Annotated in this window: 16 protein-coding genes; 8 read left to right on the plus strand and 8 right to left on the minus strand. The window is 61.6% G+C overall.

Translation table 11 applies throughout. From position 1 onward, the window contains the following. Positions 1-13: 13 nt before the first annotated feature. The 6 genes from AB4N47_RS24585 to AB4N47_RS24610 all read left to right on the plus strand — a co-directional run bounded on the left by AB4N47_RS24585 (position 14) and on the right by AB4N47_RS24610 (position 6,737). On the plus strand, positions 14-877 hold the full coding sequence (locus AB4N47_RS24585) for a LysR family transcriptional regulator (RefSeq protein WP_137214335.1): 864 nt from the start codon (positions 14-16) through the stop codon (positions 875-877). Positions 878-1,070: 193 nt separating this feature from the next. Continuing rightward, positions 1,071-2,147, plus strand: coding sequence for a putative 2-aminoethylphosphonate ABC transporter ATP-binding protein (locus AB4N47_RS24590; protein ID WP_341638123.1), 1,077 nt, complete (start codon positions 1,071-1,073; stop codon positions 2,145-2,147). Then, positions 2,147-3,871, plus strand: coding sequence for a putative 2-aminoethylphosphonate ABC transporter permease subunit (locus tag AB4N47_RS24595; protein WP_341638122.1), 1,725 nt, complete (start codon positions 2,147-2,149; stop codon positions 3,869-3,871). The genes AB4N47_RS24590 and AB4N47_RS24595 overlap by 1 nt, the downstream gene beginning before the upstream one ends. Positions 3,872-3,908: 37 nt before the next feature. Continuing rightward, complete coding sequence (locus AB4N47_RS24600) at positions 3,909-4,934, plus strand: putative 2-aminoethylphosphonate ABC transporter substrate-binding protein (protein WP_130900350.1); 1,026 nt, start codon at positions 3,909-3,911, stop codon at positions 4,932-4,934. Between the two features lie 118 nt (positions 4,935-5,052). Then, a complete protein-coding gene (locus AB4N47_RS24605; protein ID WP_341638121.1) occupies positions 5,053-6,186 on the plus strand; it encodes a TIGR03364 family FAD-dependent oxidoreductase in 1,134 nt (377 codons plus the stop codon). Then, positions 6,183-6,737: a phosphonate degradation HD-domain oxygenase gene (locus AB4N47_RS24610; RefSeq protein ID WP_341638120.1), complete on the plus strand. Its 555-nt coding sequence runs from the start codon at positions 6,183-6,185 to the stop codon at positions 6,735-6,737. Before AB4N47_RS24605 ends, AB4N47_RS24610 begins: the two co-directional genes overlap by 4 nt. 113 nt (positions 6,738-6,850) lie before the next feature. Here AB4N47_RS24610 and AB4N47_RS24615 read toward each other — a convergent pair whose 3' ends face one another. Both AB4N47_RS24615 and AB4N47_RS24620 read right to left on the minus strand, forming a co-directional pair. Next, positions 6,851-8,227 (minus strand): GTPase/DUF3482 domain-containing protein, encoded by a 1,377-nt coding sequence (locus AB4N47_RS24615; RefSeq protein ID WP_336341916.1) that lies wholly within the window; start codon positions 8,225-8,227, stop codon positions 6,851-6,853. Next, positions 8,220-9,593 (minus strand): DUF2868 domain-containing protein, encoded by a 1,374-nt coding sequence (locus AB4N47_RS24620; protein ID WP_341638119.1) that lies wholly within the window; start codon positions 9,591-9,593, stop codon positions 8,220-8,222. Before AB4N47_RS24620 ends, AB4N47_RS24615 begins: the two co-directional genes overlap by 8 nt. Positions 9,594-9,678: 85 nt before the next feature. On the opposite strand from AB4N47_RS24620, the gene AB4N47_RS24625 reads away from it, so the two are divergent. Beyond that, a complete protein-coding gene (locus tag AB4N47_RS24625) occupies positions 9,679-10,191 on the plus strand; it encodes a dihydrofolate reductase (RefSeq protein ID WP_341638118.1) in 513 nt (170 codons plus the stop codon). 93 nt (positions 10,192-10,284) lie between these two features. On the opposite strand, the gene AB4N47_RS24630 is transcribed toward AB4N47_RS24625, so the two are convergent. Further along, positions 10,285-11,676 carry an L-cystine transporter gene (locus tag AB4N47_RS24630; RefSeq protein WP_341638117.1) on the minus strand — a complete coding sequence of 464 codons (1,392 nt, stop codon included), beginning with the start codon at positions 11,674-11,676 and terminating at the stop codon, positions 10,285-10,287. Between the two features lie 239 nt (positions 11,677-11,915). Between AB4N47_RS24630 and AB4N47_RS24635 the strand changes: the two genes are divergently transcribed. Further along, positions 11,916-12,971 carry an HAD family hydrolase gene (locus tag AB4N47_RS24635; RefSeq protein WP_122706738.1) on the plus strand — a complete coding sequence of 352 codons (1,056 nt, stop codon included), beginning with the start codon at positions 11,916-11,918 and terminating at the stop codon, positions 12,969-12,971. Between the two features lie 95 nt (positions 12,972-13,066). Here the strand turns inward: AB4N47_RS24635 and ilvD are convergent, their stop codons facing one another. The 5 genes from ilvD to AB4N47_RS24660 form a co-directional block, all read right to left on the minus strand. Next, on the minus strand, positions 13,067-14,908 hold the full coding sequence (gene ilvD, locus AB4N47_RS24640; protein ID WP_016772696.1) for a dihydroxy-acid dehydratase: 1,842 nt from the start codon (positions 14,906-14,908) through the stop codon (positions 13,067-13,069). Positions 14,909-15,164: 256 nt separating this feature from the next. Continuing rightward, positions 15,165-16,397 (minus strand): MFS transporter, encoded by a 1,233-nt coding sequence (locus AB4N47_RS24645; RefSeq protein ID WP_341638116.1) that lies wholly within the window; start codon positions 16,395-16,397, stop codon positions 15,165-15,167. Further along, entirely contained in the window at positions 16,390-17,367 is a 978-nt protein-coding gene (locus AB4N47_RS24650; RefSeq protein ID WP_133335876.1) for a diiron oxygenase, read from the minus strand. The genes AB4N47_RS24645 and AB4N47_RS24650 overlap by 8 nt, the downstream gene beginning before the upstream one ends. Continuing rightward, positions 17,364-18,437, minus strand: coding sequence for a SagB family peptide dehydrogenase (locus AB4N47_RS24655; RefSeq protein ID WP_341638115.1), 1,074 nt, complete (start codon positions 18,435-18,437; stop codon positions 17,364-17,366). Before AB4N47_RS24655 ends, AB4N47_RS24650 begins: the two co-directional genes overlap by 4 nt. A 451-nt stretch (positions 18,438-18,888) precedes the next feature. Then, a complete protein-coding gene (locus AB4N47_RS24660) occupies positions 18,889-20,085 on the minus strand; it encodes a class I SAM-dependent rRNA methyltransferase (RefSeq protein ID WP_016772700.1) in 1,197 nt (398 codons plus the stop codon). Positions 20,086-20,210 lie beyond the last annotated feature (125 nt).

The following is a 20,210-nucleotide window of genomic DNA, read 5'->3' on the forward strand; positions in this document are numbered from 1 at the left end:
GTGAGGGATGGTTGTGCTGAGTGCCGAGCTGAAAGCGTTCTACATGGTCGCCCGCCTGGGCAGCATCACGCTGGCGGCGAAAAAACTCGGCCTCAGCCAACCGACCGTGACCACGCAGATTCGCAATCTGGAAAGCCAGTATTCGGTGGAGTTGTTCTACCGTGGCGGGCGCCGACTGAGCGTCAGCGATGAAGGCGCGCGCTTGCTGCCGATGGTCAAGACCCTGTTGCAGCAAGAGGCAGACATCGAGTTTTTCCTGCGCAACAGCGGGCAGGTCCAAGGCACGCTGCGCATTGCCGCGACGGCGCCGTATTACATCCTCGACCTGGTGAAGACCTTCCGCGAGCGTTTGCCGCAGGTGGAAGTGTCGGTGGAAATCGGCAACTCGCAGCAGGTGCTGGAAGCGCTGGAGGATTACCGGGTGGATGTCGCGGCGTCGTCGCAGCTGCTCGACGATACGCGGTTGATTCGCCGGGTGCTCGGCACTGATCCGCTGGTGCTGGCGGTGCATCGCAATCATCCGTTGGCCTCGCTTGAGCATGTGACGTTGAATGCGCTGGCCGGGCATACGTTGTTGATGCGCGAGTCGGGTTCGACCACGCGGCGGTTGACCGAAGAGTTGCTGGCCAGCGCCGGAGTAAGCTTCGGGCCGTTGCTGGAGATCGGCAGCCGCGAGTCAATTCGCGAGGCGGTGCTGCGCAATATCGGCATCAGCATCATCGCGCGGCAGGAAGTGCCGCATGATCCGCAACTGCGCGTGCTGACCATCGAGAATGCACCGCAGATTCCGGAGTATCTGTATTGCCTCAAAGAGAGGAAGGGCGCGCGGTTGCCGGCGGCTTTTTTGGGACTCGCACAGGAAATGTCCCCGGCCTGAAGATCAAAAGATCGCAGCCTTCGGCAGCTCCTACAGGTGGACGCATTCCAATGTAGGAGCTGCCGAAGGCTGCGATCTTTTGATCTTGAACCCAAATCCCCGAATACCACTATCAGCGGTTTTTGCCTCGCTGCCACATGACGGACGCATTACAGCTCTAGGATTGGCCTCATCCGTTTGCTGAGGTCCGTCCATGAATCCTGCCATCGCAACTGCCCTGACCAACCCCGGCGCGCCGATGAAAGTGCGCGGCGTGCACAAGCGTTTCGGTGCGTTCACTGCGCTGGATAACGTCTCCCTCGATGTCGCCGCCGGCGAGCTGGTGTGCCTGCTCGGCCCGTCGGGCTGTGGCAAGACCACATTGTTGCGCTGCATTGCCGGGCTGGAGCAGCAGGACAGCGGCGAGCTGTATCTGGGCGATCGCGATGTCTCGCACCTTGCCCCGCAAGCGCGGGATTACGGAATTCTGTTCCAGTCCTACGCGCTGTTCCCCAATCTGACCGTCGAAGCGAACATTGCCTACGGCCTCGCCGGCAGCGGGCGCGATGAAGTGCGCCGGCGTGTCGGTCAGATGCTGGAACTGGTGGGCCTCAGCGGCAGTGAGAAAAAGTACCCAGGCCAATTGTCCGGCGGTCAGCAACAGCGAGTAGCGCTCGCTCGCGCATTGGCGCCGGCGCCGTCACTGCTGTTGCTCGACGAACCAATGTCGGCCCTCGACGCGCGGGTGCGCGAGCATCTGTGCACCGAGCTGCGTCAGCTGCAACGCAACCTCGGCATCACTACGCTGATGGTCACGCACAATCAGGACGAAGCGATGTTGATGGCCGACCGCATCGCGGTAATGAACAACGGCCGGGTCGAGCAGTACGCCACGCCGCAGGAAATCTACAACCGCCCCGCCACGCCGTTCGTGGCCGAGTTTGTCGGCCAGGGCAACTGGCTGCCGTTTCAGCGCAGCAGCGACAGTCACGCCCAGGTCGGCGGGATGAATCTGCGTCTGGCCGATGGCAGCGTGCACGGCGCTTCGGGTCGACTGTTCTGCCGCCCGGAGGCGATCAACGTCAATCCGCTGGTGCACGAAGAGAACCTGTTCCCGGCCAGGGTTCGCGAAATCACTTTTCTCGGCAACCGCTGCCGGATGAGCTTCGAACTCGATCAACTGCCAGGCCATGCGCTGCTCGCCGAGCTCGCGCCAGAAGCCATGCCGCGCCTCGGCGCCCAGCAGATCATGGTCGCCTTGCCGCCGCGCAGTTTGCAGGTGTTCGCCTGATGAACAGCAACCTCGCGCTGCCGCTACCGCACAAGCAGGTGCGACAGTCCTCGAAAGCCGAGATCGGCGATCGCCTGTTCGTGCTCGGCGGCAAAATCCTCCTGCTGGTGTTGCTCGGCCTCGCGGTGCTGCTGCCGTTGCTGGCGATCTTCTGGCGCGGTTTCAGCAACGACGCCGGGCAGGGCGGTGGCTGGCTCGCGGCGAAGGAGTTGGTGACCAGTGCCAATTTCCATTGGCTGCTCGGCAATAGCCTGAAAGTGTCCCTCAGCGTTGCGGCCATTGTCGTACCGCTGGCCTACCTGTTTGCCTACGCGCTGCAACGCACGCTGATTCCGGGCAAAGGCATCTGGCGCGGGATCTCGCTGCTGCCGCTGATGGCGCCGTCGATGCTGCCGGGGATTGCGCTGGTTTATCTGTTCGGCAACCAGGGCATGCTGCGTGGGCTGCTCTCGGACAATATCTATGGCTTCTGGGGCATTGTGCTGGGCGAGGTGATCTACACCTTTCCCCATGCGCTGATGATTTTGCTCTCGGCATTGTCGCTGGCCGATGCGCGGCTGTTCGACGCCGCATCGAGCATGGGCGCCAGTCCGGCCAAAGCGTTTCGCAGCATCACCTGGCCGGCGACCCGCCAGGCGGTATTCGCCGCGTTCTGTCTGGTGTTCACCCTGACCATCACCGATTTCGGTGTGCCGGTGGTGGTCGGTGGCGACTATCAAGTGTTGGCGCTGGAAGCCTACAAAGCCGTGGTCGGCCAGCAGCAATTCGGTCGCGGCGCGTTGATCGGCATGGTGCTGCTGCTGCCGGCGCTGTTCAGTTTCGGTGTCGATGCGTGGTTGCGTCGGCGTCACGGCGATTCCATGAGCGGGCGCGCGCAAGTGTTCAAACCGCTGCCGTCGAAAATGCGCGACGGCTGCTATCTGGCCATTGTTTTGCTGATCTGCGCGGCGTTGATTCTGGTGTTCGGCAAGGCGGTGTTTTCGTCGCTGGTGAAGTTCTGGCCGTACAACCTGTCGCTGTCGCTCAACCACTATCAGTTCAACGAGACCGCCGGCGGTGGCTGGCTCGCCTACGGCAACAGTCTGAAGATGGCGCTGGGCACGGCGCTGATTGGCAGCGTGCTGATTTTCACTGGCGCCTATCTGATGGAGAAAACCCGCACTCAGCGCGGCTTGAACCTGGCTTTGCGCATGCTCAGCTTCGTGCCGATGGCGGTGCCGGGGCTGGTACTGGGCCTGGGCTACGTCTTTTTCTTCAACCTCAGCGGCAATCCGCTGCACGTGCTCTACGGGACGATGACGCTGCTGATCGTCTGCACCATTGCGCACTATCTGACCACCGCACAAATGACCGCGACCACCGCGCTGCGCCAGCTCGACGCCGAGTTTGAAGCCGCCGCGCTGTCGCTGAAGGCGCCGCTGTACCGGCATTACCTGCGCGTCACCGTACCGATCTGCCTGCCGGCGCTGCTGGACATCGTGCGCTACCTGTTCGTCTCGGCGATGACCACGGTTTCCGCTGCGATCTTCCTTTACAGCCCCGACACCATCCTCGCGGCGGTGGCGGTGCTGAACATGGACGACGCCGGCAACGTCGGCGGTGCGGCGGCGATGTCGACCCTGATTCTGTTCACTTCGGCCGGCGTGTCGCTGTTGCTGGCGTGGGCTTCGCGCGGCCTGTTGCGCCGTTCCCAGGCCTGGCGGCAAACCGCGCCCGGTCACTGATTGCAAACCCGATCAACTCATCTACAGGAAAACGCTCATGTTCAAGCCTATGGCCCTGGCCGCTGCTGTGCTCGCGACTTTCAGCCTGAATGCCTTCGCGGCAAAAACCGAGTTGACGGTGTACACCGCACTCGAAGCCGAACAGCTGAAGTCCTACAAGGACGCTTTCGAAAAGGCCAACCCGGACGTCGAGATCAAATGGGTGCGCGATTCCACCGGGATCATCACCGCCAAATTGCTCGCCGAAAAGGCTCGTCCGCAGGCTGACGCGGTGTGGGGCCTGGCCGCGTCGAGCCTGGCGATTCTCGACCAGCAAGGCATGCTGCAAAGCTATGCACCGAAGGATCTCGGCAAGATCGGCGCGAACTACCGCGACGCCGCCAACCCGCCAGCCTGGGTAGGCATGGACGTGTGGGCCGCGACCATTTGCTTCAACACCGTCGAGGCTGAGAAGCAGGGTCTGAGCAAACCGGTCAGTTGGCAGGACCTGACCAAGCCTGAGTACAAGGGCAAGATCGTCATGCCCAACCCGGCGTCGTCCGGCACCGGTTTCCTCGACGTCAGCGCCTGGCTGCAGACCTTCGGCGAGAAGCAAGGCTGGGCGTATATGGACGGCTTGCACCAGAACATCGGCCAGTACGTTCACTCCGGTTCCAAGCCATGCAAACTGGCGGCGGCGGGGGAGTTTCCGATCGGGATTTCCTTTGAATACCCGGCGGTGCAGCTGAAGCGCCAGGGCGCGCCGCTGGACATCATCCTGCCGAAGGAAGGTCTGGGCTGGGAGATCGAAGCGACGGCGGTGATCAAAGGCACGCCGCATGAAGAGGCAGCGAAAAAACTCGCCGACTTCTCCGCCAGCGCCGAGGCGATGGATCTGTACAAAGAGAACTTCGCCGTGCTCGCGCAGCCGGGGATCGCCAAGCCGCAGACCGAATTGCCAGCCGACTATGAGCAGCGTCTGATCAAGAACGACTTTGCCTGGGCCTCGAAGAATCGCGACGAGATCCTGGCTGAATGGCGCAAGCGGTATGACGGCAAGTCCGAAAAAGTCGTCGCCAAGTAAGATCTTTATCGACTGACAAGGCCCCTTCGCGAGCAGGCTCGCTCCCACAGTTGCAATGCTGTCCCCTGTGGGAGCGAGCCTGCTCGCGAAAGCGGTTTCTCATTCAGAGCACCTCTACATGACACAACCCAAAGACTTGCTCATCATCGGCGCTGGCATCCTCGGTCTGTCCCACGCCTATGCCGCCGCCAAGCGCGGCCTGAAAGTCGCGGTATTCGAACGCACCGCCACGCCCCTTGGCGCTTCGGTGCGCAACTTCGGCCAGGCGCTGGTGACCGGTCAGCCGCCCGGCATCATGCTCGAACTGGCCAAGGCCAGCCGCGAGATCTGGGGCGACTGGGCGCAACTTGCCGGCCTGCAGGTCAAGCGCAACGGCTCATACCTGTTCGCCCGCAGCGAGGCCGAAGAACACCTGCTCGAAGTCTTCTGCGCCGGCCGCGCGATCGAGCACGGCTACAACGTTGAGCTGCTGCGCGGCGCGGGGTTGCGTGATCTCTACGGCGGCCAGTTCAGCCATCACCGTGCTGTGTTGCACGGTGTCGATGATCAGCAGTTGTACTCGCGCGAGGCGATTCCGGCGCTGATCGACTATCTGCGCCGCGACCTCGGCGTCGAGTTTCACTTTTCCACGCTGGTGCGCGACGTCGAGCCGGGGCGTCTGAACAGCACCGCCGGCAGTTTTACCGGCAAGCAGATCATCGTCTGCTCCGGCCACGATTATCAGACCCTGCTGGCCGAGCCGATTGCCGTGCTCAATCCGCAGATCTGTCGTTTGCAAATGCTGCGGGCCAGACCGCAGGTCGATCTCAATCTGCAACACGCCGTGCTCACCGGCCTGAGCTGCGTGCACTACGGCGCCTTCGCCGATTTGCCGCAAGCCGCAGCGGTGCAGGCGCAGATCCTCCGTGAGCAACCGCACCTGCACGCCAACGGCATTCACCTGCTGATCAGCCCGACGCCGTATGGCGAACTGATCATTGGCGATTCGCATCATTACGGCAACGATGCTTCACCGTTCAATGCCGAGCAGATTGACGACTGGATGCTCGAACTTGCCGAGCAGACGCTGGGCTGCCAGGTGCAAGTGGTCGAACGCTGGCAGGGCGTCTATGGTTCTCGGGGGCCGGCGCCGTTTTCATTCCTGCGCCCGGCACCGGGCCTGAGCGTGGCGCTGATGCACACCGGCGTCGGCATGAGCGTCGGCCCGGCGCTGGCCGAACGCAACATCGCGCAGTTACTGGAGGAGGCATGAATCACGAACAGGTGATCGCCCGGGTGTTCGGCCTGTATGAACGCTTCGGCGCCAGCGATTACATCGGCGAACCGGTGTCGCAACTCGAGCACATGTCCCAGGCCGCAGAACTGGCCATGGCTGAAGGCTGTGACGATGAAGTGGTGCTGGCGGCGTTCTTTCATGACATCGGCCATTTGTGTGCCGAGGGCGCGGAAAACATGGGCGGTTATGGCGTGGTCAGCCATGAACGGATCGGTGCCGATTGTCTGCGTGAGGCAGGTTTCAGCGAGCGGCTGGCGCGACTGGTGGAACATCACGTTCAGGCTAAACGCTATCTGACCTTGCGCGAACCGGGGTATTACGCGCGGTTGAGTGAGGCGAGTCGCAGGACGCTGGACTATCAGGGCGGGGTAATGAGCGCGGCTGAGGCGGATGCGTTCGAGGCTGATCCATTATGTGCGCTGAGTTTGCGCATGCGGCGCTGGGATGAGTTGGCGAAGGAGATGGCGGTGCCGGTGATGGATCTCGGTTTGCTGAAGGAGAAGGCGGCGCGGCTGCTGGCGGTGTAATCCAAGTAACCGAGTCGCGCCATTCGCGAGCAAGCTCGCTCCCACTGGGTTTTGTGTTGTGACCACGATCCAATGTGGGAGCGAGCTTGCTCGCGAAGAGGTCGGCTAAGACGCTACAAATCTGCTGCCAGCAAATCAATCTGCTCCTGCCGCTCCGCCTGATTCAACTTCGCCTGCGGATTGAGCGACGACCACTGCGGATGCGCGCGCGCCTTGTTCAGCGCTTCCGGCAATTTGCCTTCGCGCCAGGTTTTATCCACAGGTGTGGCCACCTGAATGCTGTCCATCGCCGCATGCCCACGCTGATCCAGCGCCAGCAACAACTGGCGCTGGCGCAACGCCAACAGGCGCAGCACGGCGTCATCCACTGTCAATTCCCGCTGGCCTTTGATCTTGCCGAGCAGGCGACTGCCATAACTGCGCGCGGTTTGCAGCGCACCGCCGGCGATCGCACCGGCCAACGCCGCCGCGCCGAGGGTAATCCCGCCGACCAGCAAATCCACACCAGCCCCGGCCGCTGCACCGGCAGCAATGCCACCGCCGACGCGCACGCCCAGTTGCTTCAGGGTTTCCGGATTGAACAGGTCATCGCCCCAGCGCCCGTCGAGCAACGGCAAGTCACTGGCCGCCGCGTCCTGCGGGCGAAACGCGTAGAGCTTGAGCAACGCCTCAACGCACTTCTGCTCACGCTGGCGTACGGCTTTGCGCAGCTCGCTGATCGCCTGCTGTTCCTGCTCGGCTTCGCTGACCACACTGCGCCGGCACGCAGCGCAGTCGATCAGCAATTCGGCAATCAGGCGTGCGGCGCTTTGCTGACGGGCGAGGCGCTGCGCCTGCTGGTCGGCGATCAACCGCTCCAGTTGCGGCCGGGCGTTTTCCAAAAGCAGGGCGAGGCTCTCGTACAAGCGCCGCTCGCCATCTTCGGGCGGTGCGACGCTGTCGAAACGTACCAGCGCATGCAGCCCCAACCGCGCTAGCGCCTCGCGCCAATCGGGTTCGCGATGGTTGGCGCTGCTGACGAAATTCAGCACCGGCAGCAGCGGTTTGCCGCAACTGGCCAGCACTTCCAGTTCGTCGCGATACTTGGCCAGCACCGGTTCACGGGCGTCGATCACATACAGACCGGCGTCGGAAGCGAGCAATTGCCGCAGTACCTTGGCCTCCTGCTCGAAACGCTGGCGCGCCTCGCTGCCGTCGAGAAACCGCGCCAGCCGCGCCGGGCCGTCGAGGCGTTCGCCGGGGCGTTCCAGGCGTTCGAGAAAATCCAGCAGGGCGATGGCATCTTCCAGCCCCGGCGTGTCGTACAGATCGAGCAACGGCTCGCCATCCACCGACAACCGCGCGCCTTCGACATGCCGGGTGGTGCTCGGCCGGTGCGACACTTCGCCGAAGCCGACGTCACGGGTCAGCGTGCGCAGCAGCGAGGTCTTGCCGACGTTGGTGTGGCCGACCACCGCCAGTTTCAGCGGGGCCTTGCGTGCATCAGTCATGTCCGCTCTCCAGCCAGTTCATCGGCGCGCAATCGGCGAATGGCAGGTCCAGTTGTTGCAGCGCCGCGTGCCAGTCACCCAGACGTTGCCCGTCCAGCGCTTCGCCAGGCGGCGCTTGCAGCAGCCAGATGCGAGTGGCGCCGGCATTGCGTGCGAGTTCGGCGATCAATGCGAGGCTGCCGCGATCCGGCGAGCGTCGCGGATCGCAGGCGATGGCCAGCCGCGCCGGCGGGAAGCGACTGAGTTGTTCGAGCAGTTTGTGCCGCGATTCGCGACTGTCGAGGATGCCCGCGTTGCTGACGTTTTTCGGCAGCACGGGTGGCCACGGACGCTGTTCGTCCAACTCGATCGCCACCAGCAGCGCGCCTTCACTGGCCAGTTCGCCGACGTTGCTTTCGACGCGATGCAGTTGCGCCGGCTCCGGGTCGTTGACACCAAGGCGCTCGCTGGTCGGCATCAGCCTTTCGCGCAGTTGCGCGTAGCCGGGCAGGTTCAGATCCAGGCGCAGCGCGGCTTTGCCGCGGTTCCAGCGCCACAGGCAGAACAGCGCGAGCAGCAGGCGCGGCAGCACGCCGAAGACCACCAGCACGCCGACCAGCCAGGTCGCCCAGGCCTGTCGTGCGCTTTCAATATCCAGTGCGCCGTCGCCGCTGGCGCGGATCATTTCCTCGGTCGGCACGTTGAAGCCAAGCAGTGACGGCAGATAGCCAAGGGCCTGGGTGACGTGGATGAAAGTATCGGCGCCGAGGGTCGTGGTTTCCCAGACAAAGCCGTAGCGCCGCGTGGCCATCAGCGTCAGCAGCAGAATCAGCGCGCTGAGCATCGCCAGCAGCCACAGACCATTGATCAACGCGCCGAGCGCCCAGCGGTTGAGTTTCTTGCGTTGCAGCAGCAACAGCAAGGCCGGCGCCAGTTGCGCGGCTTTGGCGTCGCGAGCGAATTTTTCGCTGAGCCACAGCCACAAGCGCCCGAGGGTGGCGCCGTGTTCGCCAGCGAAAATCAAGCCCAGCGCCCAGCTCAGCAGCAATATCAGATTGATCCCGAGCAGACTGCCCAGCGCCCAGAACACATTCACCGGCGTTTGGCCAAGTGCGGCGAAAGCCAGGCCGGCGCCGCTGAGCACGGCGAAAATCATCAACAGCACCAGCGCCAGGCGCGCGCCTTGCAGCCAGTGCTTGAGGGCGGCGGTGAGCCCGTCACGCTCGGCCAGCCATAGCGCCCGGCGCGCAATGCGGCTCGGCAGATCGCCGCCAGCGGCGCGGGCCAGACGATTGGCTTCCAGATCGTCCAGCGGCCCCGCGAGTTCTTCGCGCAGGCGGATGGTTTCGGTGAGCCAGAGGTTTTGCAGTGGAGTCAGTTCAGTCACGCGGCGTCCCGTCGCTAAATCGAGCGCTGAGCATAACCGCTGTGGCGCTTATCGGGGTAAGCGCGGCTCTGGTATCCTCGCCGCCATGACTAAATCACTGCCCCTCAGCCTGATCGCAGCCCTCGGTGAAAACCGCGTGATCGGCGTCGACAACAGCATGCCCTGGCACCTGCCGGGGGACTTCAAATACTTCAAGGCGACCACGCTCGGCAAGCCGATCATCATGGGTCGCAAGACTTGGGATTCGCTCGGCCGGCCGCTGCCGGGGCGCTTGAACATCGTGGTCAGCCGCCAGTCCGATCTGCAGCTCGAAGGCGCCGAGGTCTATCCGTCGCTGGAAGCCGCCGTGGCCCGCGCCGAGGAATGGGCGAAGGCCCAGGGCGTTGATGAACTGATGCTGATTGGCGGCGCGCAGTTGTATGCGCAGGGACTGGCGCAGGCCGATCGGCTGTACCTGACCCGCGTAGCGCTGAGCCCGGAAGGGGATGCGTGGTTTCCGGAGTTTGATCTGAGCGAATGGAAGCTGGTGTCGAATGTACCGAATCCGGCAGAGGGCGATAAACCTGCATATAGATTTGAGGTTTGGGAGAAAGCCTAACAGCTTCGCGAGCAGGCTCGCTCCCACAGGGGAACGCATTTCAGTGTGGGAGCGAGCCTGCTCGCGAAGAGGCTCGCTCAGTCGCTGAGAAGCTTAAGCCTGGGCCAACTCTGCGTGCTCATCGGCATCCAGCAGCGCTTTATCCGTCTGCTGCATGACCTGACTGGTAATCGCCCCAGCGGTAATCGAGCCACTCACGTTCAATGCGGTGCGGCCCATATCGATCAGCGGCTCGACCGAAATCAGCAACGCCACCAGTGACACCGGCAGGCCCATCGCCGGCAGCACGATCAGGGCGGCGAACGTCGCGCCGCCACCGACTCCGGCCACGCCGGCCGAACTCAACGTGACAATCGCCACCAGCGTCGCGATCCACAACGGATCCAGCGGGTTGATGCCGACCGTTGGTGCCACCATCACTGCCAACATCGCCGGGTACAGGCCGGCACACCCGTTCTGGCCGATGGTCGCACCGAACGAGGCAGCGAAACTGGCGACTGACGACGGAATGCCCAGGCGACGGGTCTGCGCTTCGATGCTCAACGGAATGGTCGCTGCGCTGGAGCGGCTGGTGAAGGCGAAGGTCAGCACCGGCCAGATCTTGCGGAAGAAGCGCAGCGGGTTGATCCCGGCGGCCGACACCAGCACGCCGTGCACGACGAACATCAGGCCCAGGCCGATATACGAGACCACGACGAAACTGCCGAGCTTGATGATGTCCTGCAGGTTGGAACCGGCGACCACTTTGGTCATCAGCGCCAGCACACCGTACGGGGTCAGCTTCATCACCAGACGCACCAGACGCATCACCCAGGCTTGCAGAGTGTCGATGGCGTTGATCACTTTCTGACCTTTCACGACGTCGTCCTTGAGCAGTTGCAGCGCGGCAACCCCGAGGAACGCGGCGAAGATCACCACACTGATGATCGAGGTCGGCTTGGCCCGGGCCAGGTCGGCGAACGGATTCTGCGGAATGAACGACAGCAGCAATTGCGGCACATTCAGGTCGGCGACCTTGCCGGCGTAGTCGTTCTGAATGGTTTGCAGGCGCGCCATTTCCTGGGTGCCGGCAACCAGACCTTCAGCGCTGAGGCCGAACAGGTTGGTCAGGCCGATGCCGACCAACGCCGCGATGGCGGTGGTGAACAGCAGCGTGCCGATGGTGAGGAAACTGATCTTGCCCAGCGACGAGGCATTGTGCAGACGGGCCACGGCGCTGAGGATCGAAGCAAACACCAGCGGGATCACGATCATTTGCAGCAACTGCACGTAACCGTTGCCGACCAGATCGAACCAGCCGATCGAGGCTTTCAGCACCGGGTTGCCGGCACCGTAAATCGTGTGCAGCGCGACGCCGAACGCCACGCCGAGGACCAGTGCGAGCAGGACTTTTTTCGCCAGGCTCCAGGTGGTGTGGCGGGTCTGCGCCAGACCGAAGAGCAGGGCGAGGAACACCAGCAGGTTGAGAATCAGCGGTAGATTCATGAGGACTCCAGTAGAGACTGTGCCAACAGCCATCCGGGGCTGCTGTGAACCGGAAAGCCTAACAGCTTGATTTGCAATGATTTAATACCGAAATGGCAGGGCGTCCGTCGTTTTTGGAATAAGCGCTTGTCGCTGTCGGCAATGCAACTGACGCGCAGGGGACGTCAGCGGTCGCTGACAGGCGAGGGTTGTCACACTGATTTGTTAGCGTCGAACTCTTTGCATCGGGGAGTAGCGCTATGAGAATTGCACGCACGTTGTTGGCTGTGGCACTGGCGGCTGGCCTCGCCGGCCATGCATTGGCCACGGACCTCAAGCATTGGCCGGCAGATCAGGCCAAGGCGCTGGACGCGATGATCGCTGCCAACGCCAACAAGGGTAATTACGCCGTGTTCGACATGGACAACACCAGTTACCGCTACGACCTCGAAGAATCCTTGCTGCCGTTCATGGAAAACAAGGGCCTTATTACCCGCGACAAGCTCGACCCCTCGCTGAAACTGATGCCCTTCAAGGACACCGCCGAGCACAAGGAAAGCCTGTTCAGTTATTACTACCGGCTCTGCGAAGTCGACGACATGGTCTGCTACCCGTGGGTGGCGCAGGTGTTCTCCGGCTTCACCCTCAAGGAGCTCAAGGGCTACGTTGACGAACTGATGGCTTCGGGAAAACCGGTGCCGGCGACGTATTACGAAGGCGATGTGGTGAAGAAGCTCGACGTCAATCCGCCGAAGATCTTCACTGGCCAGCAGGAGCTGTATAACAAGCTGATGGAGAACGGCATCGAGGTTTACGTGATGACCGCCGCTTCAGAGGAGCTGGTGCGTATGGTCGCGGCGGATCCCAAGTATGGCTACAACGTCAAACCGCAGAACGTCATTGGCGTTTCACTGCTGCTCAAGGATCAGAAGACCGGCGAGCTGACCACCGCGCGCAAACAGATCACCGCCGGCAAATATGACGAGAAGGCCAACCTCGGCCTCGAACTGACGCCCTATCTGTGGACCCCGGCCACCTGGATGGCCGGCAAGCACGCGGCGATCCTGACCTATATCGATGAATGGAAAAAACCGGTACTGGTCGGCGGCGATACCCCGACGAGCGACGGTTACATGCTGTTCCATGATGTCGACGTGGCCAAGGGCGGCATTCACTTGTGGATCAACCGCAAGGACAAGTACATGACGCAAATCAACGGCATGATGGCCAAACACGCGGCGGCACAGGCCAAGGAAGGCTTGCCGGTGACAGCGGACAAGAACTGGGTGATCGTCAAGCCGGAAGAAATTCAATAAAAGCAGCTGCAAGCTGCAAGCTACAAGCTACAAGCGGCAAGAAAAAGCAACTTGGCTCTTGCTTGAAGCTTGCAGCTTGCAGCTCGCAGCTGTTTTTATATCCCGTCGAGCATCGCTTTGTTGCGCACCGCGCCCTTGTCGGCACTGGTCGCCAGCAGGGCGTAGGCCTTGAGCGCGGTGGTTACTTTGCGTGGGCGCACCTCGACCGGTTTCCAGCCTTTCTTGTCCTGCTCGGCGCGGCGTGCCGCCAGTTCTTCGTCACTGACCAACAGGTTGATCGAGCGGTTCGGAATGTCGATCAGCACCTTGTCGCCATCCTGCACCAGACCGATCGCGCCACCGGCCGCAGCCTCTGGCGAAGCGTGGCCGATCGACAGGCCGGAAGTGCCGCCGGAGAAACGCCCGTCGGTGAGCAGCGCGCAGGCTTTGCCCAGGCCTTTGGATTTCAGGTAGGACGTCGGGTAGAGCATTTCCTGCATGCCCGGGCCGCCTTTCGGGCCTTCGTAGCGAATGATGACGATGTCGCCTTCCTTCACTTCGTCGGCGAGGATGCCGCGCACGGCGCTGTCCTGGCTTTCGAAAATCTTCGCGTTGCCTTCGAAGACGTGGATCGACTCATCAACCCCGGCGGTTTTCACCACGCAACCGTCCTGCGCGATGTTGCCGTACAGCACGGCGAGGCCGCCTTCTTTCGAATAGGCATGCTCGAAGCTGCGGATGCAGCCGTTTTCACGGTCGTCGTCGAGGGTTTCCCAACGGGTCGACTGGCTGAACGCGGTCTGGGTCGGAATGCCCGCCGGACCTGCCTTGAAGAAGTGATGCACGGCTTCGTCGCTGGTCTGGGTGATGTCCCACTTGGCGATGGCTTCTTCCATGCTGCGGCTGTGCACGGTCGGCAGGTCGGTGTGCAGCAGGCCGCCACGGGCCAGCGAACCGAGGATGCTGAAAATGCCGCCGGCGCGGTGCACGTCTTCCATATGGTACTTCTGGATGTTCGGTGCGACTTTGCACAGCTGCGGCACGCTGCGCGAGAGACGGTCGATGTCGCGCAGGTCGAAATCGATCTCGGCTTCCTGGGCAGCTGCGAGCAAGTGCAGGATGGTGTTGGTCGAACCGCCCATGGCGATGTCGAGCATCATCGCGTTCTCGAACGCCTTGAAGTTGGCGATGTTGCGCGGCAGCACGGAGTCATCGTTCTCGCCGTAGTAACGCTTGCACAGCTCGACGATGGTGCGACCGGCCTGGAGGAACAGCTGTTCGCGGTCGCTGTGGGTCGCCAGGGTCGAACCGTTGCCCGGCAACGCCAGACCCAGTGCTTCGGTCAGGCAGTTCATCGAGTTGGCGGTGAACATGCCGGAGCACGAACCGCAGGTCGGGCAGGCGCTACGCTCGTACTCGGCGACTTTCTCGTCAGAAGCGCTGGAGTCGGCGGCGATCACCATGGCGTCGACGAGGTCGAGGCCGTGGGAGGCGAGTTTGGTCTTGCCGGCCTCCATCGGGCCACCGGAAACGAAGATCACCGGGATGTTCAGGCGCAGTGCGGCCATCAGCATGCCCGGGGTGATCTTGTCGCAGTTGGAAATGCATACGATGGCGTCGGCGCAGTGGGCATTGACCATGTACTCGACGGAGTCGGCGATGATCTCGCGGCTCGGCAGCGAATACAGCATGCCGTCGTGGCCCATGGCGATGCCGTCATCGACAGCAATGGTGTTGAATTCCTTGGCCACGCCACCGGCGCGTTCGATTTCGCGGGCGACCAGTTGACCCAGGTCCTTCAGGTGCACATGCCCCGGGACGAACTGGGTGAACGAGTTGGCGATGGCGATGATCGGCTTCTTGAAGTCGTCATCTTTCATGCCGGTGGCGCGCCACAGTGCGCGGGCGCCGGCCATGTTGCGGCCGTGGGTGGATGTTTTCGAGCGGTAATCTGGCATGGAGCACTCCGGGCGGCTAATCACGTACTAAAGGGGAGTGAGCTTCTGTTGACCTCTGAAACACCCGAAAAATGGCCGTGTGTCCGGAAGCTGCCGATGACGTTGCGGGATCGCCGCTGGTCTCAGCCTGAGCTCATAAACCCGCCGGGGATGAATGGCGATGAATGAGGCGATTCTACACCGCTGGCGTCGCGAGGGAATGGCGCAAAGCGTTGTTCCCACGCTGAAGAGGCACGCGGGATGACGACTGGCAGGATCAGTGGTCGCCTCCCGGCATCACCGGATTGCTGCGCAGGTTGCTGACGCGACGGCCAATCACGCTGTTGAGCAACAGCGATACGCCGCTCAGCACCACGAAGCCGTAACCCAGCGTCGCTTGCAGGTTGGCCGGGCCGAGGCTGATCAAGGCGCTGACCAGCCCGCCACAGATAAAGATGATGGTGCTGCCGGCGGACGCCGATGCGCCGGCATTTTCGGCGAACAGGCTCATGGCGCGGGAGGTGGCCGGTGGTCGTGAAATGGTCGTGCCCACCGTGCAGATCAGCATCGGAATCAGCACCGTCGCCGCTGACAGATCATGATTGGCTGCCAGATAGAGCATCACCAGCCCCGAGAGCAGGATCAGACTCAGCCCGGTAAAAATCTGCTGTTGCGCATTGATATGCCGATTCAGCACGCTGGCGAACAGGCCGCCAAAGACATAGGCGGCGCCGTAGATCAGCAGGATCAAAGCGAAATCGTAAGGTGCCATCTGCAGCTGCTCCATGAAGATCAGCGGGGAAATGACAATGAAGGAAAAGTGGCAGGCGAAAGCGAAGGCGGAAATCAGCCAGCAGCCGACGAATTCGAAATTGCTCAGCACCAATCTGTAGGGCTTTATGAAACCCACGTGTTGCCCATTCTGAACGGGCCGGCTGTTATCGAGCAGCCGCCACGTCTTCACCAGAACCACGGCGGCCAGGGCGATGAACACCCAGAAGCTGCCGCGCCAGCCGAGCGTGGCCTGCAGAAACGTGCCCGCCAATGGTGATACCGAGATGAAGATGCCCGTGGCGGTGACCATCAGGATCCGCAGGCGATCACGCTCGTTGCCTTCGAACAGATCCTGCACCAGTGCCTGGGACAGCACGAAGCAACCGCATCCCAGCGCCTGCATCACCCGGAAAATCAGGAACAGCGTGTAGTCATTGCTCAGCACGCAGCCCAGTGCGCCGAGCAGCGACACGCTCATGCCGGCAAGCAGCAGACCTTTGCGCCCGATCACATCGGACAACGGGCCGATCAACAACTGGGCAAATGCGATGCCCACGGCAAACAGACTGATCGACAGCGCGATGTCGTTTGACGATCGGCCAAAGTGGGCTGCCAATGCCGGAAAGGAAGGCAGCAGCACATCCAGCGGAAACACGCCAAGCAGGATCATCGCCAGCAGCAGGCTGATTGCTCCGCGCTGTTGTCGGCGGGTGGTTGCACGGCTGTGTTTATCCATCGATCAATCCTGCTTTGGCGAAGAGTGTCTGGTTATGGGGCAATGCAAAGAAGCCGGCCTTGTGCAGGGCCTCCACAGTAGGTTTGCAGCCAGCGCGTGCACGAGCGCGGTTGGCCTGCACCGTTACCGTGCTGCCGACAATCTCCATCACGTCGATCTCGGCAATACCGGCCGAACGCAGGCTTTGTTGCAGCCAGCTTTCATCTGCTTCGAAGAAGATGGAAATGATCTCCACGAGGGTCTTGCTGGCGAACAGGCGCTGACGACTGTTCATCGCAATCCAGAAGTAATGGAAGGCTTCGGCGAAATAACGGCTGTGCCGCGCTTCGTCGGCAAGGTGATCACGCAGCATGTCGTTCACGCTGGACACCAGCGTGTCGCGGCAGACCTCCAGCAACTCGCGGGCAATGATCGTTTCCGAGACAAATCCCAGCAGGAACCACGCCAGTGCACGGTTTTTCTCCGGCGTGCGCGCGATCAAAGCGTTCATGCGGCTGATCCGTCTCGGAATGACCGGACGCCGGGTGATGCTGTAATACGCAGCGATCTGCTCGGCAATCTGGTTGGAAAACAGCGCGTGGTAGCCCTCGTCGGTATACAGCTGAAGTGCTGCATGCTTCATCGGCAGCGGTATGTAGATGGGCAGTTCGCGGTGCGCGATGACTTCCACCGCGCGGTTGACGATGCGGTGTTCGAGCAGGGTGGTGTAGTCGAGGAAATACACCAGATGATTGGCGGTGAGGCGGTGCAGGGTTTCGCGACCCTTGGCCTGGATGGCCGGATGCGCCAGATAGGGCACAAAGGCCGGGGGGAACCAGTAGCGGGTCTGCAGTTGCTGCTCGACATCACTTGGTAACCGATAGTCATGGGTACTGCTGCGTACCGACGCACGGCTCTCCCAGTCTGGAAGCGTGAATTTCAGCGACCATGACACCGGGGCTTCGCTCTCATCCATCGCCGTGGGAATCATGACTGTGCTCCGCTGAGCAGATCACGCATTTCTTGGCACATGGCCTGGCCATCGCTTTCGCCGCAACCGACAAAGAACAGCGGTTGCTCGGCGCTGCCCGCGATGCCGAGCAGGTTTTCAACCTGTGCATCGGCAAATGCGCCGGTCAGCCAGGTGTTCAGCCCCAGCGTCGTTGCTACCAGTTGAAAGGTTTGCGAGAGATGACCGGCCTCGATGAATGCCATGCGATAGGCGCGCGAATGTTCGTACTTCCACCAGAGACGGTCAAACCTGGCGGTGATGAACACGCCCAGCGGCAGGTTGTTGATGAAGTGCTGGCCGCCGAGCAATTGGCCCAGTTCCGGATCGGGCAGCGCATTGATCCGACTCAAAGCATGTTCGGCAGGGTGGTAGGCGTAGATGCCGGGTTCCAGCCCGCTGACATTTTGCGCCAGGACAAATCCCTCACAGGCGTTCAATCCGCCGCCGGACGGGCAGCTCCGGCGGGCCTCGAGACCCGGCGCGACCGGATCGGCGTGGGCATCTTCGCGCGGGGGAAGATAGCCAAGGGTCAGATAGAGCAGAGTGCCGACCTCGTTCAGTGTCACCGCGGCACCGGTGTAGGAACGACAGGTTTTGCGCCTCATCAGGGCCTGAGTCAGGCTGTCATCATTAATGGCGCCCGGTACGGGCAGGGTAATCAGGGGCTGCACTGATCGCGGCGCCGGGGTGTCTGCAGGTTCCGGCTTCGCCAGCACTTCGCTGCAGTGCGCCAGATATTGCCTGGACCACTCGTGAATATTCCGAGGCGTATGTGCGCAAGGTATATTTTGTGTGCCGATGTGATAGATCTTCGATAGTTCGTCCCAGCCCCAATCCAGGCTGTCTATTTTTGAAGTTGTTAAAATGCCTGCGTCCAGAAGTTGTCTGTCTATTATGTTGTTCGGGTCAAATAGATCTGTGTTGTGTATAAGACTGGCGAGGCGGTGGGAGTATTCAAGATCAAGTTCGTGTTGAGTATGGTTCTTGTAGTTCCAGACTACTTGTCCGGGCGGGCGCGGCAATATAAAAAGAAAAGGATTGATATACATGGGTTCAGATCACTCAGGAAAAGTCTGATGGACGCCAGAGTGCCGGCACTCTCCGGCGTCCAGGCTTACTTAGCGGCCGGTGGCTGCAACCAGAAAGGCCAGGTTGGCGAGTTTGTCTGTTTCGAGATAAATGGTTTTCATGATGTGAACTCCTTGTTCGTTGGTAGTTGAGTCGCTTCGTTGCGACAACTTCATATTAGTTTGTAATCGAATATTGGCAAGCGGATATTAAGTAGGAATATTCCAGTAATTTTGTCGGAGTGATCTTTTGCAAGCGGCTTACTGTGTAGGTTTAATTTCCATGATTGACAGGCGTGACGAAACTTCCTGCAAGGCAGCGAGAAAGAAGTTGTAGGAAGAGGGCAGGGCACTCATGTCGAGTGTGAAAGAACGGGGGGAGGGCGCGCAAAAAAAACGGGGAGCTCAGTGGCTCCCCGGTGTTCAAGCGCAATCAGCTGTTGGGCAGCAGACGGCAGGTGATGCTTTTGATGTAGCGGGTTTCAGCGATGGCCGGATGCACCGGATGATCGGGTCCCTGACCGCCACGTTCGAGCATCTGGATGTTGCGGTCCAGATGACGGGCGCTGGTCAGCAGGATGTTCTGCAGATCGTCTTCCGGCAGGTGCATGGAGCACGAAGCACTGACCAGAATGCCGTCCTTGGTCAGCAGGCGCATGGCTTGCTCGTTGAGACGACGGTAGGCGCCTTCGCCGTTCTTCATGTCTTTCTTGCGTTTGATGAAGGCCGGCGGATCAGCAACGATCACGTCGAAGCGCTCTTCGCTGGCTTTCAGTTCCTTCAGCGCTTCAAAGACGTCGCCTTCGATGCAGGTCATCTTGTCAGCGAAGCCGTTCAGCGCGGCGTTGCGCTCGACACCGTCGAGGGCGAATGCAGAGGCGTCGACGCAGAACACTTCGCTGGCGCCGAACGCAGCGGCCTGCACGCCCCAGCCACCGATGTAGCTATAGAGATCAAGTACGCGTTTGCCCTTGGCGTAAGGTGCCAGGCGCGCGCGGTTCATACGGTGATCGTAGAACCAGCCGGTTTTCTGCCCTTGGATGACCGGCGCTTCGAACTTCACACCGTTCTCTTCCAGCGCGACCCACTCCGGTACCAGACCGAATACGGTTTCGACGTAGCGGTTGAGGCCTTCGGCGTCGCGGGCGGCGGAGTCGTTCTTGAACAGAATGCCGCTCGGCTTGAGCACCTGGGTCAGCGCGGCGATCACGTCGTCTTTATGCGCTTCCATGGTCGCCGAGGCGATCTGCACCACAAGGATGTCGCCGAAACGATCGACCACCAGACCCGGCAAGAGGTCGGAGTCGCCGTAGACCAGACGATAGAACGGCTTGTCGAACAGACGCTCGCGCAACGACAGCGCGACGTTCAGGCGATGCACCAGCAGCGACTTGTCGAGGGCCAGTTTGATGTCGCGCGACAGCAGGCGCGCGCAGATCAGGTTGTTCGGGCTCATGGCGACGATGCCCAACGGCTTGCCGCCAGCGGCTTCGAGCACCGCCTGATCGCCGGCCTTGAAGCCGTGCAGAGGCGTGGCGGCCACGTCGATTTCGTTGCTGTAGACCCACAAGTGGCCGTTGCGCAGGCGACGGTCGGCGTTGGCTTTGAGGCGCAGGCTAGGCAGGGACATGACGTCGCTCCGGAAAAAGAGCGGGAGTATAGCGTGTTGACGCGTGCTCCGGTCTGGCCTGCGATGAAAAGCGGATGGCCCCTTCGCGAGCAGGCTCGCTCCCACACTTGGAATGCATTCACCTG

It is taken from the genome of Pseudomonas sp. S3_G06 (genome assembly GCF_054667565.1).

Coding starts and splice junctions, on each gene's coding strand:
- AB4N47_RS24650 (WP_133335876.1), bottom strand. CDS start 17,367: ATGATTCCCACGGCGATGGATGAGAGCGAAGCCCCGGTGTCATGGTCG.
- AB4N47_RS24625 (WP_341638118.1), top strand. CDS start 9,679: ATGACTAAATCACTGCCCCTCAGCCTGATCGCAGCCCTCGGTGAAAAC.
- AB4N47_RS24590 (WP_341638123.1), top strand. CDS start 1,071: ATGAATCCTGCCATCGCAACTGCCCTGACCAACCCCGGCGCGCCGATG.
- AB4N47_RS24595 (WP_341638122.1), top strand. CDS start 2,147: ATGAACAGCAACCTCGCGCTGCCGCTACCGCACAAGCAGGTGCGACAG.
- AB4N47_RS24660 (WP_016772700.1), bottom strand. CDS start 20,085: ATGTCCCTGCCTAGCCTGCGCCTCAAAGCCAACGCCGACCGTCGCCTG.
- AB4N47_RS24655 (WP_341638115.1), bottom strand. CDS start 18,437: ATGTATATCAATCCTTTTCTTTTTATATTGCCGCGCCCGCCCGGACAA.
- AB4N47_RS24610 (WP_341638120.1), top strand. CDS start 6,183: ATGAATCACGAACAGGTGATCGCCCGGGTGTTCGGCCTGTATGAACGC.
- AB4N47_RS24630 (WP_341638117.1), bottom strand. CDS start 11,676: ATGAATCTACCGCTGATTCTCAACCTGCTGGTGTTCCTCGCCCTGCTC.
- AB4N47_RS24605 (WP_341638121.1), top strand. CDS start 5,053: ATGACACAACCCAAAGACTTGCTCATCATCGGCGCTGGCATCCTCGGT.
- ilvD (WP_016772696.1), bottom strand. CDS start 14,908: ATGCCAGATTACCGCTCGAAAACATCCACCCACGGCCGCAACATGGCC.
- AB4N47_RS24600 (WP_130900350.1), top strand. CDS start 3,909: ATGTTCAAGCCTATGGCCCTGGCCGCTGCTGTGCTCGCGACTTTCAGC.
- AB4N47_RS24615 (WP_336341916.1), bottom strand. CDS start 8,227: ATGACTGATGCACGCAAGGCCCCGCTGAAACTGGCGGTGGTCGGCCAC.
- AB4N47_RS24645 (WP_341638116.1), bottom strand. CDS start 16,397: ATGGATAAACACAGCCGTGCAACCACCCGCCGACAACAGCGCGGAGCA.
- AB4N47_RS24635 (WP_122706738.1), top strand. CDS start 11,916: ATGAGAATTGCACGCACGTTGTTGGCTGTGGCACTGGCGGCTGGCCTC.